Genomic DNA, 14,800 nt, shown 5'->3' with positions numbered 1-14,800 from the left:
CTGGAGTAACACAACCAACTGTGGGAGCGAGCTTGCTCGCGATAGCGGTATGTCAGTCAACATGGATGTTGAATGTGATTGCGCTATCGCGAGCAAGCTCGCTCCCACAGGGTTGTGCGGTGTTACCTGAAGTCAGGCCGCGTCGCTGAAATCGTACTTCAGTTCGTTATCCACGGCGCTGATCCGCACGCTGGCCATGGCCTTGCCTTCGAGCATGCGAGTCAGGAACTCGCGGCTCATGTCCGGCAGCAGGCTGTTGGTCAGGATGGTGTCGATCATGCGCCCGCCGCTTTCGGTTTCGGTGCAACGCGAGACGATCAAGTCAATCACCGCATCGTCGTAGTCGAAGGCGACTTTGTGGGTGCTCTCCACGCGCTTCTTGATGCGGTTGAGTTGCAGGCGGGTGATGGCCTTGAGCATCTCATCGCTGAGCGGATAGTAGGGGATCGTCACCAGGCGGCCGAGCAGCGCCGGCGGGAAGATTTCCAGCAGCGGCTGGCGCAGGGCCTTGGCGATTTCTTCCGGCTCGGGCACGTTCTGCGGGTCCTTGCAGACCTGGGCGATCAGCTCGGTGCCGGCGTTGGTGGTCAGCAGAATCAAGGTGTTCTTGAAGTCGATCACCCGGCCTTCGCCGTCCTCCATCACGCCTTTGTCGAACACCTGGAAGAAAATCTCGTGCACGTCCGGGTGAGCTTTTTCCACCTCGTCCAACAGGACCACGCTGTACGGTTTGCGCCGCACGGCTTCGGTCAGCACACCGCCTTCGCCGTACCCGATGTAACCCGGTGGCGCACCCTTGAGGGTGGACACGGTATGGGCTTCCTGGAACTCGCTCATGTTGATGGTGATGACGTTCTGTTCGCCGCCGTACATGGCTTCAGCCAGGGCCAGGGCGGTTTCGGTCTTGCCCACGCCGGAGGTGCCGGCGAGCATGAACACGCCGATCGGCTTGCTCGGGTTGTCGAGGCCGGCGCGCGAGGTCTGGATGCGCTTGGCGATCATCTGCAGGGCATGGTCCTGGCCGATGATGCGTTTTTTCAGGTGCTGGTCGAGGTTGAGCACGGTTTCCAGCTCGTTGCGGGCCATGCGGCCCACCGGGATACCGGTCCAGTCGGCGACCACCGAGGCCACGGCCTGGTAATCCACGGTCGGCAGGATCAGCGGGGTCTCGCCTTGCAGGGCGGTCAGGCGCTGTTGCAGGTCCACCAGTTTCTCGCGCAGGGCATGGCTGTCGTTGTCGGAAGCTTCGCTGCCGTTCTCGCTGTCCACCAGGCCGACGCGCTCGCGCAGGGTAGCGCGAGTTTCCAGCAATTCGTCGACCAGGGTTTTCTCTTCGGCCCAACGGCTTTCCAGCTCGGCCAGGCGTTCGCGCTCGGCGGCGAGCAGGCTTTCGGTCTGGGTCTGGCGGGTGCCGATGGCGATGCCGATCGCATGTTCACGGGCGATGATCTGCAGCTCGGTTTCCAGCGCTTCGATGCGCCGGCGGCTGTCGTCCACTTCGGCCGGTACGGCGTGCAGGCTGATGGCGACGCGGGCGCAAGCGGTGTCCAGCAGGCTCACGGACTTGTCCGGCAACTGGCGCGCGGGAATGTAGCGGTGAGACAGCTTGACCGAGGCCTCCAGGGCCTCGTCGAGGATTTGCACCTGATGGTGTTTTTCCATGGTCGAGGCCACGCCGCGCATCATCAGCAGGGCCTTGTCTTCCGACGGCTCGGCGACTTGCACCACCTGGAAACGCCGGGTCAGCGCCGGGTCCTTTTCGATGTGCTTCTTGTATTCGGCCCAGGTAGTGGCAGCGACGGTGCGCAAGGTGCCGCGCGCCAGGGCCGGCTTCAGCAGGTTGGCCGCGTCGCCGGTACCGGCGGCGCCACCTGCACCCACCAGGGTGTGGGCTTCGTCGATGAACAGGATGATCGGTTTCGGCGAGGCCTGGACGTCTTCGATGACCTGACGCAGGCGCTGCTCGAATTCACCTTTCATGCTCGCGCCGGCCTGCAACAGGCCAACGTCGAGGCTGCGCAGCTCCACGTCCTTGAGCGAAGGCGGCACGTCCCCGGCGACGATGCGCAGGGCAAAGCCCTCGACCACCGCGGTCTTGCCGACGCCGGCTTCACCGGTGAGGATCGGGTTGTTCTGCCGGCGGCGCATGAGGATGTCCACCAGTTGGCGGATCTCTTCGTCTCGGCCGACGATCGGGTCGAGCTTGCCGCTGCGAGCCTGTTCAGTGAGGTCGACGGTGAAGCGCTTGAGCGCTTCCTGCTTGCCCATGGCGCTGGGGGCCATCGCGCCGCTGGCCTCCCCAGGTACGGCGCCGGCGTTGAAGCCGTCGCTGGCGGTCAGGGCGTTTTCCGGCGAGTCGCCGACGTATTCGTCAAACCGTTCGCTCAGGGCTTCGACCTTGACCTTGTCGAATTCCGACGACAGGCCCAGCAGCGCATGACGCAGGCTCGGCGTCTTGAGGATGCCCAGCACCAGGTAACCGGTGCGCACCTGGCTTTCGCCGAACATCAGGCTGCCGTAGACCCAGCCGCGTTCCACGGCTTCTTCCACGTGGGAAGACAGGTCGGTGATGGAGGTCGATCCCCGTGGCAGGCGATCCAGCGCCTCGGTCAGGTCGCGGGCCAGGCGTGCCGGCTCGATGTTGAACTGGCGGATGATGCGGTGCAGGTCCGAGTCCTGCAGTTGCAGCAACTGATGAAACCAGTGGGCCAGTTCCACATAAGGGTTACCGCGCAACTTGCAGAACACGGTTGCGGCTTCGATGGCTTTGTAGGCCACGCTGTTGAGTTTGCCGAACAACGCGGCGCGACTGATTTCACCCATGCTCATGGCTCCTTGAGGTCTGTGAGGTGTTGGCCTGTTCGGCGTAATGCCGGGCCAGTATTAGATCGTTGGCATCTTTTTCAGGACGTCCCAGCCAGGTGTTGAAACCCAGGCGGAAACGACCATTGAGTTGTAGTGCGGGCACTTCGGGCTGCTCCAGGACCAGGTTCAGGTCCCAGTCCAGTTCATGCCCCAGGTATTCGGCGACCCAGGCCACCAGCTCATTGAACGGTTGGCTGCCGGGCAGCATGCCCATGTAGTCGACGAGCTTGAGCGGCCCCAGGCGAATGCGGAATTTGTGCTGGCGATCCCAAACGTAGCGGCCCAGGCAGAAGTCCACGCCCAGTTGATGGGCGCTGACACCAACGCGGCTGCGCTCCGGCAGTTCCAGCCATTGGCCGACGTATTCTTCTATTTCCACCGGCAGGCCGAAGTACTCGCTGAGGATCGCTTTCAAACCGTCCGGGTAGCGGGTTTGCGCCGACAGGTGACCGCTGTAGTGCAGCTTCGCCGTATCGGGAATCAGCCCCTGGTTGAGCAGGCTCGGCATGCCCCGGCCGCTGAGTGCCGCCAGGCGCGCCGACCAGTAATCATCGTCCGGGCGATCGTGGCTGACCGTCGGCCGTGCTTCGGCCCAGGCCCGGTAGAACAGGCTGAGCAGGCGATGATGGAAGACGTCGAGAAAGCGTTTGCTGGTGCTGTCGCCATTGTTGCGTTGGCGTTCGCGCACGTATTCGGTGATGTGCAACGGCATTGGGCCGTTGGGGCCGCCGAGGCCGAAGAAGAACTGCTCCAGGCGCGCCGGCGCACCGTCGACGCCCGGTTGCACCGAGGCCAGGGTCGCCGGGGCGAAGGTGCACTCGGCCTGTTGCCCGAGACGCAGCGGATCATCGGCCAGGCGCAGGGAATGGCCCAGGCGCGGCAGTTCGGGGGATTCGCATTCGATGCGCCGCAACGCCTGGAAGAAGTCGTATTCCCAGGGTTCCTGGTGCATCGCTTCCAGGGTACTCACAGGGTCGGACGACGTCCGGGCTTGGCTTTCCATCGCATGATCTCGCCGCGTTCGGTGGTACGGATCACCGTCTCGGTAAAACTGTTGATCGACACGTAGCGTGCCAGGAAGCGTTCGAACACCGCGCCGAGCAGGAACACCCCGGTGCCGCGAAACGCGTTTTCATCGAATTCCAGGGTGATCTCCAGGCCGCGACCAAACACGATCGGGCCGGGCATCGGCAGGCGCCGGGTGCAGGCCTTGCTGCTGACTTCGCGCAGGCCTTCGATCTGCAATTGCAGCGCCGCATCGTTGCTGTCGCCATACAGGCGCAGCAGTTCGCGCAGGGCGGCCGCGCCCTGGCCTTGTTCGCTCAAGGACAGGTAGTTCAGCGACAGCTGGCTGATCAGCCGCCAGGCCTTGGCGTCGTGGGCATGGCTGGCCCTCGGGCGACTCGGCCCGGCGACGCAGCGCACCGCGCCAACCGGCGCGCTGTCGGCCAGGGTGAAGTCGGTCTTGCCGTTGCCCACGCTCATGAACAGCGGCAGGTCGCGGTTGGTGCACAGCGCGGTCACGCCCAATTGACGCAGGTCATGGCGATAGGGCGTTTGCTGGCTGTCCACCAGGCTGACGAAGGTCTCGCTGCCGATATAGGTCGAGCGCGGGCCGTTGCGGCGCTGATCGCTGGACAGCACGCGCGGTTCGCGGCGCACCGTGTAATAGGCCTTGTCGCGGCCATAGCGGGACGGATCGCGCACGGCGTAGAAGGGCAGGAACGGCTGCTCCGGGCCGGTGCCGTGGCCGGCCAGCCCGGTCAGCGAATGCACTTCGAAATCCATTGGCCGGGTGCGGTCGGCAATCACATGATGTTCGTTGACCCGGTCCGACAAGTGAATGCGGTCCAGGCGCTTGGGAAACAGATTGATCGCTGGCGTGCAGAACGGCAGGAACTGCGCAGCGCCGACGCTGCCTTCCAGGCTCGGATCGTGGCGGTCGAACAGCACGATCAGCTCAAGCTCCTGGCCATCGCAGCGCTTGACGGCGCGACCGAGCTGGGTGAAATCGACGAACAGGAAGCGGTGCGGCAGGGCGAAATATTCCTGCAACAGGCGATAACCCTGGAACGCCCGCGACACTACCGGCAGCGCGGCCTCGGCGTCATCGAAGCCTTGCGCGCGCAACGCATCCTGCGGCAACCGTTCGACCCAGTTGCCGCCGGGCTGGCGGGCGAACACCGCGCAGGCATTGCCCAGCAGTTGTTCGTAGAGGCGGAAGGGCTGTTCGTCGGCGCCGCTCAAGTACAGCGGCAGATTGTCCAGGGCCAGGCTGTTGAACGGCAGTTCGGCGCCGGTGCGCAGGGTCAGGCGCAGGCCGGCCTTGGCTTTCGGTTCGCTGGCGGCCAGGCGCCCGAGTACCGCTGACGGGTTGCCGAAGTACTCGGCCTGGCTGACCTGCAACGGCCACAACGTCACCGCGTGGGCGGTACGGTACTCGCAGCAGGTCTGGGATTCGCGACCCAGGGCAGCACGCAGGACGGTGTCACGGGGCAGCGGGAAACCGCTGCTCAGTGAACCTTCGTCCGGGTCGGCCTGCATCTGCACCACGGTCATCGACGGCGTCGGTGCCAGGTAATGCGGATAGGCGATTTCCAACAGGTTGTGGGTGAACGTCGGGTATTCGGCGTCGAGCTTGAGCTGCACCCTTGCGGTCAGATAAGCGAAGCCTTCCAGCAGGCGCTCGACGTACGGGTCGGCGCAGTCCATGCCGGCCAGCGACAACCGGCTAGCAATCTTCGGGTATTCCTGGGCGAACTCCGCCGCGCTTTCGCGCACGTGGTGCAGCTCCTGGTTGTACAGCTCCAGCAGGCGCGGGTTCATGGGCGTCTCCGCTGGTCGGCGTTGACTACGCGCACGTGGCCGGTCTCCAGATCCAGGTCGGTTTGCAGCATCAGGCGCAGCGGCACCGGCTGCGCCCAGAGATCGCCTTCGATCTCGAAGCTCAGGGCGTTATGGTTCATCTCGGCGGTTGCCCGGGCGCGCACGCGCAGGGTGTGGCGCAAGATACGCGGCTCGAACGTGGCGATGGCCTGGTGGATCAGGGTTTCCAGCGCGGGCACATCGATGTTCGAGGCGCTGTTGCCGGCCAGCGCCGGCAGCCCGAAATTCACCACCGAGGTGCCCGCCGGGGTGTGCAGCGTGGCATCGGCGTCGAGCAACGACGTGGTGTTGAGCAGCCACGCCAGGTCACGCAGCACCGAGGCTTTTAATTGGGTAAGGGACAGCACGCGCTTGTCGGCGCTTTCCTTCGGGTTGCTCGGATCGTCGTCGGTCAGCCGGTCCAGCAGGGACGGTTGCAGGCGATCGCGGGTGGCGATTTCGGTTACCAAGTGAAAAGGCCCGTGTAATTCTTCTGGTCACCTGCGCCACGCATGCAGCTGGCGTTGCGAGCGATGATCGAGGGTTCGAGCTGTCCATTGATCTGGCGTATGGCGCGATACTCGGAGCGACATTCCTGATTGTTATGAGGACCAGCCGCTACATGGACAACGATGACAATGGGCACGTTGTCGAAGGTTTCGACATGGGGTTTGCCTTGTCGATCGACCGTGAACTGGCAGGGCCAGGCCAAGTCGAGTGGCATCAGGGTCTGGTCGGGCTTGCGTAGCACGCAGCGCGCCCGGTCATTCTCCAGCGTCAGCGTTTGCCCACCCATCGAGACGACATGTTCCACCGGGACGGAGGAAGTCGCCGATGGCGACTGCTGCTGGGCACAGGCGGTCAGGCTGGTCAACAGGCAGCCGACCCATATCGCGCAATGGGCCTTGATCATACGAGCTCCCAGAACCAGATCGCTCGGGATCGATAGGCCGGATCGTCATAACCGAGGGTCAGGCCACGGTTCCAGAGGTCGATATGATCGCCGGTACGACCTTCCGAGGCTTCCCCTACTTGCTGGAAACAATCCTTGAAAAAAATCAGGCCCGTCTTGTCTTGCAGCTTGCGTCGGTCCGCGGCAGTTCCGCCAAGGATCAACGGGCGGCCCAGATGATGTCTCCACAGCCAGTTTGCCAATGACTCGGCCCCACGCGCATGCCCATGGGCACATTTGGGTTCGGTGTAGGTGGACTTGTTGACCTTGATGGTCAGTTCGGTATTGAGCGTGATGCTCATGCGAATCGCGCACTGGTTTGCCCAAGGGCCGTCGCAAGGTTTCGCGTCGGGATGGGTGACCAGCAAATCGGAATAGGCTTTCCACAAATTGATAAACGCAGGCTTGGCCATGACTCAGACACCGGAAGGGAAAGGATGGGTTGCGAGCAAGCACCAAACACCCCCGGCGCGTGGCGCCGGGGGCGTGTTCGATTACACCTTGACGTTCTGGCGGATGTTCCAGCCGAACTTGACCGGACCGCCTTCCTTGGTGCCGTCGGCTTTCTGTGGCTGGTAATCCACCAGCACCTTGGCGAAGTTCAGCGTGACGTTTTCAGTCAGGCGATCATCGCCGCCCGAGCCACCGGTGCTCAGGGAAGTGATCAGTACTTCTTCCAGGTTGATGATCATGTACTCGACCTGGCTTTCGCCGCCGGCCTTGCGCACGGTCAGCTTGACCTTGTCGACGTGCTTGCCGCTGGCGCAGTGCATCATCAGGTTCGGCGAAGCCTTGTCGACGTACTTGGTCAGCGACAGGTCCTGGATGCTCACCTTGCCCGCGCCACCGCCACTGCCGACGTGCATGTTACCGGTCTGGGACATGCCCCAGCTCCAGTTCAGGACGTCGATCTCGTCCTTGTGGACCTTGTCCATGGACTCGCCCTTGATGTCGCCGATCTTGATGAAAATATCAACAGCCATGTTTTCTCCCTGTGTGGTCTTTACCACATTGTTTGGTTGACGCTGACCTTGCGAAAATTTTTATTGCCGACCGGAACCAGGGTGTTCTCCAACTCAATGAAGACCCCCTGTGGGAGCGAGCCTGCTCGCGAAGGCGATGTCTCAGGCAACACAAGTGGCGACTGATGCACCGCTTTCGCGAGCAGGCTCGCTCCCACATTTTTCCATTGCGTACCGCTCAGTAAATCCTTACGCGCCCTTGGCCGACGGCAGTTTCGATACCAGGCGCAACGACACGGTCAGCCCTTCGAGCTGATAGTGCGGGCGCAGGTAGAACTTGGAGTTGTAGTACCCCGGGTTGCCTTCGACTTCTTCGACGATCACTTCGGCGGCAGCCAGTGGATGCTGGGCCTTGGTGGTCTCGGTGGAGTGCGCCGGATCGCCATCGACGTAGTTGAGGATCCAGTCCTGCAACCAGCGCTGCATCTCGTCCTTCTCTTTGAAGGAGCCGATCTTGTCGCGCACGATGCACTTCAGGTAATGGGCGAAACGGCAGGTGGCGAACAGGTACGGCAGGCGCGCGGCCAGGTTGGCGTTGGCGGTGGCGTCCGGGTCGTCGTATTCGGCCGGTTTCTGCAACGACTGGGCGCCGATGAAGGCGGCAAAGTCGGTGTTTTTCTTGTGCAGCAGCGGCATGAAACCGTTCTTCGCCAGTTCCGCTTCACGGCGGTCCGAAATGGCGATTTCGGTCGGGCACTTCATGTCCACGCCACCGTCATCGGTAGGGAACGTGTGGGCCGGCAGGTTTTCCACTTCACCGCCCGATTCCACGCCGCGGATGCGCGAGCACCAGCCGAAGTGTTTGAACGAGCGGTTGATGTTCACGGCCATCGCATAGGCGGCGTTGGCCCAGGTGTACTTGGAGCTGTCGGCGCCGTCGGTGCTTTCTTCGAAGGCAAAGGCCTCCACCGGATCGGTCTTGGCGCCATACGGCAGGCGCGCCAGGAAGCGCGGCATGGTCAGGCCGATGTAGCGCGAGTCTTCCGATTCACGCAGCGAACGCCAGCCGGCGTATTCCGGGGTGGTGAAGATCTTGGTCAGGTCGCGCGGGTTCGACAGTTCCTGCCACGAGCCCATGCCCATGACGGTTGGCGAGGCGGCGGCAATGAATGGCGCGTGCATGGCGGCGCAGACTTTCGACAGCTCGCCCAGCAGTTCCACGTCCGGTGGCGACTGGTCGAAGTAGTAGTCGCCTACCAGGCAGCCGTAAGGCTCGCCGCCGAACTGGCCGTATTCTTCTTCGTACATCTTCTTGAAGAGCGGGCTCTGGTCCCACGCGGTGCCCTTGAATTTCTTCAGGGTCTTGTGCAGGTCGGTCTTGGAGATGTTGAGCACGCGGATCTTGAGCTGCTCATCGGTCTCGGTGTTGTTGACCAGGTAATGCAGGCCACGCCAGGCGCTTTCCAGTTGCTGGAAGTCCGGGTGGTGGATGACCTGGTTGACCTGGGCGGTGAGCTTGGCGTCGATCGCGGCGATGATCGACTCGATCGACTTGATGGCGTCGTTGGACACCAGGTCGGTCTGCGCCAGGGCCTGTTCTGCCAGCGTACGCACGGCGGTCTCGACGGCTTCGCGGGCGCGTTCGGTCTTGGGCTTGAACTCTTGCAGCAGCAGCGAGGCGAACTCGCTGGTTTCTTCGGTGGCGCCCAGGTTCTGGGGCTGATTGTCGCGTACCAAATCGTTCATGATCGTTTGTCCTTAAGCCTTGGGCTCTGCATCGGCGGGCTTCGGCGCGCTGGCAAGGGCCTGCAGCAGCGCTGGGTCCTTGATCGCCTTCATGATGATTTCCTCGGCACCGGTCTTGCCGTCCATGTAGGTCAGCAGGTTGGCCAGTTGGGTGCGTGCTTCGAGCAGCTTGTTCAGCGAATCGATCTTGCGGGCCACGGCCGCTGGGCTGAAGTCGTCCATGCTTTCGAACGTCAGGTCCAGGCTCAGGTTGCCTTCGCCGGTCAATTCGTTAGGCACATGGAACGCCACGCGAGGCTGCATGGCCTTGAGACGCGAGTCGAAGTTGTCGACGTCGATCTCGAGGAACTTGCGATCGGCCACCGGCGCCAGAGGCTCCGCGGGCTTGCCGGCCAGGTCCGCCATTACCCCCATGACGAAGGGCAACTGGACCTTTTTCTCGGCGCCGTAGAGCTCGACGTCGTACTCGATCTGCACTCGAGGCGCGCGGTTGCGCGCAATGAATTTCTGAGAACTTTGCTTCGCCACGTTGCTGCTCCTGGTCGCTTGAGCGACGGTGTTGGCGTCATCGGGGGTACCTATGACGTGACTGCGTGATCCGCTCGCTTTTTATTCGCTTTCCGGGCCGCGCAGGTTTTCAAATTGACTCATGCCGTCGGGAATCAGGTTGCGTACGATCGCCGCGAAATCGGCGTGCACCAGATTCTTCGCCCGGTTCAACAGCACCGGCAGCGGGCTGGAGGGCTCATGACGGGTGTAGTACGCCAGGATCCGGTCCAGGCTGCGCAGGACGTCGTCGCGGTTGTTGATTTCTCCGACGACGGTACTGCGCGGCGCGCTGGGTGCGCTGGCGTATTCAACCGGCGCGGCGTTGTCGGTTTCGACGGGATCGGCAAGGGCACTGTCGCCGCTCTGCGGGGCGAACTGACCGAGAATCTGCAGGGCCATCTTCAGCGGTTGTTTCAGCGGGCCGAGGTCCACGCCCTGGGCGGAACCGACCTGGTCGCTGACTTGCTGTTCGATGGACTCGGCGGCGCTGCGGGCTTCCAGCAGGGCGGCACGAATGACTTCCAGCTGCTCGGGATCGCTGTCGAGCAGGGCGCCGGCGAGTTGTTCGGCGCCGAGGCTTTCATCGGGGAAACTTTGCAAGCCGCTGGCGTTGGCGGCGGCGCGCAGGCTGACGTTGCCGAACGTGCGCGAGCGAGCCAGGATGCTCTCGCGCAGCAGGCGGATGGTGACGTCCGACGTCAGGCCGGCAAGGGCATTGATGCGCACGGTGGGGTCGTTGTCATCATCGGCATCCAGGCGCGGGTGCAGGTCGGCCCAGTATTGCTTGAGCAGCTCGTTGATCAGCGTCAATACACGGGCCAGGCCGGGAATGCCTTCCAGGGCCAGGGAGCTTTGCAGCAGGAAATGGGTGATGCGCAGGTCTTTGCTGCGCGCGAGCAGGTCCAGGCTTTGCTGCTGGATGCTGCGCCATTCAGGGGGTTCTGCAGGCAGGATCGAGTCGCCCATGCTGCGCTCGGGCTGGCCTCGGGAATCGCGTTCCAGGCGCAAGAAATCCGCGTCATATTCCAGGTCTTCACCGCAAGGCGAATTCGCGGAAACGGCGGCGAGCAGCAAAGGCACATCCACTTGGATCGATCTCCCTATCACCCGCTGAAGAAGTCGGGCAGTGCACATGAAAGTTTCGGATGAAACTTCACATGTTCCTTGACCGTAATGGCGCTATAAGTGCGAGATGATCTTAAAGTGCCATCATGTATATTCAAGAAGTTGTGCATTTTTGGTGTAGTACTTATCCCTTGTCAAGGTAAGCTATTTCGCCGATGTGACAGTTGTGAGGTGCTTAACAACCCGCGCGACTGGTAGGTCGAAGCAGGCACCGATGCAGGTTTTTTTGTCACGCAGGCCGGTTAAGATCAGCAATCATGCTGGCAAAACGCCGTTCCGGGTTGTTTGCAAGGTTTTTAGCGCGCAGCCGGGGGGCTCAGGTCCATTGTTCCGTCGGCAAAAAGAAGTAATCAGCAAGGAGGCAAGATGCCGCTGTGTTTGACTATCACTAGTTATCACAAGATTACCCCTGGACAGTGTTCTGAAAAGACCCTGAACCAAGGCGTGATGGCAATTGGCCGTAATTCCGATAATGACTGGGTATTGCCCGACCCGGAGCGCCTGGTTTCTGGACAACATTGCGTTATCCAGTACAAGGACGAGCGCTATTATCTGACCGATAACAGCACCAATGGCGTGGAGTTGGTCAAGGCCGGCATTCGCCTGCGCAAAGGCAACAGCGAGCCGCTGCAGGATGGCGAAGTCATTCGCATCGGTGATTACGAGATCCAGGCGCGCGTGGATTTCAGCCTGCCGGTCACCGACAGCAATCCGTTCGCCGAAGCGCCGAGCAGCTTCGAAGCCTTGATGGGGCGCCAGGGTGCCGCCGTGAATACGCCGGCGCCGATACCCGTGGCCACGCCTGCGCATTTCCAGGGCGTGTCGTCCATGGACACGCTGCCGGACCTGTTCGACTTCCTCGCTCCGAGCAGCGTCCCTCCAGCCACCCAGCCCGATCACGTTCCGGCCGAGCAACATGATTTCCGCCCGCCCACGCCGATTCCGCGCCCGAGTCCGCCGCCAGTGGTCCAACCGCTGCCGATGACGCCTGCTCCGGTTATCCCGGATGATTGGGACCTGTTCAGCGACACGCCTGCGCCGGTTGCGCCGATTCCCGTCGCGCCGCTGCCGGAGCCGGTTTCCGTGCCGCCATTGCCGGTGATCGAGCCCGTTTCCGCGCCGCCGATTCCGCAAGTCGTTGCGCCGATTGAGCCCGCGCCACCGCGCGAAGCGCCGGTCAGCCGCGTCGAGCCGACGGCTACCCCAACCGACACCTCTGGCCCTGACCTGCTGCAAGCGTTCCTGCGCGGCGCCGGGCTGGATCAGTTGCGCCTGGACAAAGCCCAGGCTGAGGCGCAGATGGAAAGCATCGGGCGCAGCTATCGATTGATGGTCGAGGGCCTGATCGATGTGCTGCGCGCCCGCAGCAGCCTCAAGGGTGAATTCCGCATCCAGCAGACAATGATCCAGCCGGTGGAAAACAACCCGCTCAAATTTGCCCCGAACGTCGACGAAGCCCTGCTGTTGCTGTTGCGCCACGGCAACCAGGCCTTCATGGCGCCGGACGTGGCGGTTCGCGACAGCTTTGACGATTTGCGCGCCCATCAGCTGGCGGTGATGGCCGGTGTGGAAGCGGCCATCAAGCATCTGCTGGCGCGTTTCGAGCCGGCCCAGCTGGAAGAGCGCATGGGCAAGCCCGGCGGGTTGTCGGGAATTTTCAGCGGGTCGCGCCAGGCCCAGTACTGGCAGCAATTCACCGAGCTCTACAGCAACATTTCCCGGGAGGCCCAGGAAGACTTCCAGGACCTGTTCGGTCGGGAGTTCAGCCGCGCCTATGAAGAACACAGCACGCGACAGCGACGTCGTTGAGCGGCACCGGGCCAGACAACACTTTTCAAGCACACAACGGATAGCTCAAACGTCATTGAGGACGCAGGATGATTCCCAGGTTTTTACTCGCAGTCGCCGCAGCACTTATGCTGACGGCGTGCGCCAAGGATGCGGCCGCTCCCCAGCCCGAAGAGGCTGAAGCCGACACCGCCGCCGTCGAGTTGCACTTCCACGCCATCGCCGGGCTCAACCCCGGCGCCAGCGGCCAGCCGGCGCCGGTACGGGTGCGCATTTTCGAGTTGAAGAACGCCGCCACTTTTGCCCGCGCCGACTATTTCGCCCTGGCCGAACGGGCGCAGGCGACATTGGGGGCTGACCTGATCGACCAGGACGAAGTGCTGATCCAGCCGGACCAGCAACTGAGCCTGCAACGCGATCTCGACCCGGCCACCCGGCACATCGGAATCCTGGTGGGCTATCGCGAGCTGGACCAGTCGCTGTGGCGCACGGTGATGAATGTCCCGGCGCGCCAATACACCGAATACCAGATCAGCCTCGATGTGCGTGCCGTGCGCAGCGCCGTCGTCGTCCCCCCATCCAGCCCTGCCCAATAAGCAATCGGAGCCCCCATGTCCTGGAACAATCGAGTGGTCTGGTCGGAAGGCATGTTCATTGGAACGCAGCACTTCCAGCAGCATGACCGTTACCTGGAAAACCTTATCGATTCCCGCAGCCGCCCATTGTCGGCCGGCGCCTGGGGTTTTTCCGAATTGCTGATCGATCAGGGCCTGCTGGCCCAGGGCAAGCTGGCGATCATTTCGGCCAAGGGCCTGCTGCCCGACGGCACGCCGTTCAATATTCCCCAGGACGACGTTGCGCCGACGCCGCTGAACATCGACGACAACCTGCGAGACGGCCTCGTGTACCTGGCCCTGCCGCTCAAGCGCGCCGGCGCCCGCGACACCGTGGACGAAGGTGAACCCTTGGGCGCCGCGCGCTACGTGAGCCAGGTCTGCGAAGTGCGTGATGACAATGCGCCGTTCGAGAACCGTGCGCCGGTGGCCGTGGGTTCCCGGGCGCTGCGTTTGCTGACCGCCCAGGATGGCATCGGCGATTACGCCGCGATTGGCGTGGTGCGCATCAAGGAAAAACGCGCCGACCGCGCTCTGGTGCTGGATGAAAATTACATCCCGCCGCTGCTGGACGTAGCGGCTTCGAAGTCACTGGCAGCGTTTCGCAGTGAGCTGCTGGGCCTGCTGCACCAGCGCGGCGAAGCCCTGGCCGGACGGGTTGTGGCCTCCGGCGCGGGTGGGGCCTCGGAGATTGCCGATTTCATGCTGCTGCAACTGGTCAACCGCGCCCAGCCGCTGATCCAGCACCTGAGTCAGCTGAGCCCGCTGCACCCCGAGCGTTTTTACAGCGAGCTGGTGAGCCTGGCCGGGGAGTTCTCGACCTTTACCGCATCCGGCCGCCGCCCGCAGGAATATCCGCAGTACCAGCACGATGACCTGGTGCTGAGTTTCACGCCGGTGATGCAAGCCTTGCGCGAGGCGCTGTCGATGCTCATCGACAGCAAGGCCACGCCGATTCCGATTGTCGAGAAAGCCTACGGCATCCATGTGGCGATGCTGGCCGACAAGACCTTGCTCGACAGCGCCAGTTTCATTCTCGTGGTGCGCGCCGACGTCCCCGCCGAAACCCTGCGCGGCCGCTTCGGCCAGCAGAGCAAAGTCGGCTCGGTGGAGCACATTCGCGACCTGGTCAACCTGCAACTGCCGGGCATTGGCCTGCTGCCGTTGCCGGTGGCGCCACGCCAGCTTCCGTACCACGCCGGATCCACCTATTACGAGCTGGACCGGGGCAGCGATCACTGGCAACAGCTGAGCAACTCCGGCGGCTTTGCGTTCCACATCGCCGGCCAGTTCCCGGGGCTGAACCTGGCTTTCTGGGCGATCCGAGGATAAAC

The 14,800-nt window shown here is 62.9% G+C and carries 13 protein-coding genes; 3 read left to right on the top strand and 10 right to left on the bottom strand.

All coding sequences use genetic code 11. The annotated features are described in order from the left end of the window. Positions 1 to 132: 132 nt before the first annotated feature. The 10 genes from tssH to tssA all read right to left on the bottom strand — a co-directional run bounded on the left by tssH (position 133) and on the right by tssA (position 11,025). Positions 133 to 2,823 (bottom strand): type VI secretion system ATPase TssH, encoded by a 2,691-nt coding sequence (gene tssH, locus J3P91_RS27145; RefSeq protein ID WP_434602272.1) that lies wholly within the window; start codon positions 2,821 to 2,823, stop codon positions 133 to 135. Continuing rightward, positions 2,816 to 3,868 carry a type VI secretion system baseplate subunit TssG gene (tssG, locus tag J3P91_RS27140; protein ID WP_434602271.1) on the bottom strand — a complete coding sequence of 351 codons (1,053 nt, stop codon included), beginning with the start codon at positions 3,866 to 3,868 and terminating at the stop codon, positions 2,816 to 2,818. Before tssG ends, tssH begins: the two co-directional genes overlap by 8 nt. After that, entirely contained in the window at positions 3,832 to 5,691 is a 1,860-nt protein-coding gene (gene tssF, locus J3P91_RS27135; RefSeq protein ID WP_305497869.1) for a type VI secretion system baseplate subunit TssF, read from the bottom strand. Before tssF ends, tssG begins: the two co-directional genes overlap by 37 nt. After that, complete coding sequence (gene tssE, locus J3P91_RS27130; protein ID WP_305497870.1) at positions 5,688 to 6,200, bottom strand: type VI secretion system baseplate subunit TssE; 513 nt, start codon at positions 6,198 to 6,200, stop codon at positions 5,688 to 5,690. The genes tssF and tssE overlap by 4 nt, the downstream gene beginning before the upstream one ends. Then, a complete protein-coding gene (locus J3P91_RS27125; RefSeq protein WP_434602270.1) occupies positions 6,194 to 6,643 on the bottom strand; it encodes a hypothetical protein in 450 nt (149 codons plus the stop codon). Before J3P91_RS27125 ends, tssE begins: the two co-directional genes overlap by 7 nt. Continuing rightward, positions 6,640 to 7,095 (bottom strand): type VI secretion system amidase effector protein Tae4, encoded by a 456-nt coding sequence (locus J3P91_RS27120; RefSeq protein WP_434602269.1) that lies wholly within the window; start codon positions 7,093 to 7,095, stop codon positions 6,640 to 6,642. Before J3P91_RS27120 ends, J3P91_RS27125 begins: the two co-directional genes overlap by 4 nt. Positions 7,096 to 7,176: 81 nt before the next feature. Continuing rightward, the gene (locus J3P91_RS27115) at positions 7,177 to 7,665 is read right to left on the bottom strand and encodes an Hcp family type VI secretion system effector (RefSeq protein ID WP_186615146.1); all 489 of its coding nucleotides are present in this window, start codon (positions 7,663 to 7,665) and stop codon (positions 7,177 to 7,179) included. A 228-nt stretch (positions 7,666 to 7,893) separates the two neighbouring features. After that, positions 7,894 to 9,390, bottom strand: coding sequence for a type VI secretion system contractile sheath large subunit (gene tssC / locus J3P91_RS27110; RefSeq protein ID WP_305497874.1), 1,497 nt, complete (start codon positions 9,388 to 9,390; stop codon positions 7,894 to 7,896). Positions 9,391 to 9,402: 12 nt separating this feature from the next. Then, positions 9,403 to 9,918 (bottom strand): type VI secretion system contractile sheath small subunit, encoded by a 516-nt coding sequence (gene tssB / locus J3P91_RS27105; protein ID WP_186633609.1) that lies wholly within the window; start codon positions 9,916 to 9,918, stop codon positions 9,403 to 9,405. Between the two features lie 81 nt (positions 9,919 to 9,999). Beyond that, on the bottom strand, positions 10,000 to 11,025 hold the full coding sequence (gene tssA, locus J3P91_RS27100; protein ID WP_434602268.1) for a type VI secretion system protein TssA: 1,026 nt from the start codon (positions 11,023 to 11,025) through the stop codon (positions 10,000 to 10,002). A gap of 405 nt (positions 11,026 to 11,430) precedes the next feature. Between tssA and tagH the strand changes: the two genes are divergently transcribed. From tagH to tssK, 3 genes are all read left to right on the top strand, one after another. Further along, on the top strand, positions 11,431 to 12,873 hold the full coding sequence (gene tagH / locus J3P91_RS27095) for a type VI secretion system-associated FHA domain protein TagH (protein ID WP_434602267.1): 1,443 nt from the start codon (positions 11,431 to 11,433) through the stop codon (positions 12,871 to 12,873). 68 nt (positions 12,874 to 12,941) lie between these two features. Next, positions 12,942 to 13,448 carry a type VI secretion system lipoprotein TssJ gene (gene tssJ / locus J3P91_RS27090; protein ID WP_434602266.1) on the top strand — a complete coding sequence of 169 codons (507 nt, stop codon included), beginning with the start codon at positions 12,942 to 12,944 and terminating at the stop codon, positions 13,446 to 13,448. Between the two features lie 15 nt (positions 13,449 to 13,463). Further along, positions 13,464 to 14,798: a type VI secretion system baseplate subunit TssK gene (tssK, locus tag J3P91_RS27085; protein WP_434602265.1), complete on the top strand. Its 1,335-nt coding sequence runs from the start codon at positions 13,464 to 13,466 to the stop codon at positions 14,796 to 14,798. The last annotated feature ends 2 nt before the right edge of the window (positions 14,799 to 14,800 follow it).

It is taken from the genome of Pseudomonas sp. Z4-7 (assembly GCF_051131965.1).
Classification (GTDB): Bacteria; Pseudomonadota; Gammaproteobacteria; order Pseudomonadales; family Pseudomonadaceae; genus Aquipseudomonas.
The sequence above is the reverse complement of the archived record's forward strand: the minus strand, read 5'-3'. Positions and strand labels throughout refer to the sequence as shown.

Bases quoted from the DNA above. Each gene is read 5' to 3' on its own strand.
- tssF (WP_305497869.1), bottom strand. From the start codon at position 5,691: ATGAACCCGCGCCTGCTGGAGCTGTACAACCAGGAGCTGCACCACGTG.
- tssH (WP_434602272.1), bottom strand. From the start codon at position 2,823: ATGGGTGAAATCAGTCGCGCCGCGTTGTTCGGCAAACTCAACAGCGTG.
- tagH (WP_434602267.1), top strand. From the start codon at position 11,431: ATGCCGCTGTGTTTGACTATCACTAGTTATCACAAGATTACCCCTGGA.
- tssG (WP_434602271.1), bottom strand. From the start codon at position 3,868: ATGGAAAGCCAAGCCCGGACGTCGTCCGACCCTGTGAGTACCCTGGAA.
- J3P91_RS27120 (WP_434602269.1), bottom strand. From the start codon at position 7,095: ATGGCCAAGCCTGCGTTTATCAATTTGTGGAAAGCCTATTCCGATTTG.
- tssK (WP_434602265.1), top strand. From the start codon at position 13,464: ATGTCCTGGAACAATCGAGTGGTCTGGTCGGAAGGCATGTTCATTGGA.
- J3P91_RS27115 (WP_186615146.1), bottom strand. From the start codon at position 7,665: ATGGCTGTTGATATTTTCATCAAGATCGGCGACATCAAGGGCGAGTCC.
- J3P91_RS27125 (WP_434602270.1), bottom strand. From the start codon at position 6,643: ATGATCAAGGCCCATTGCGCGATATGGGTCGGCTGCCTGTTGACCAGC.
- tssJ (WP_434602266.1), top strand. From the start codon at position 12,942: ATGATTCCCAGGTTTTTACTCGCAGTCGCCGCAGCACTTATGCTGACG.
- tssC (WP_305497874.1), bottom strand. From the start codon at position 9,390: ATGAACGATTTGGTACGCGACAATCAGCCCCAGAACCTGGGCGCCACC.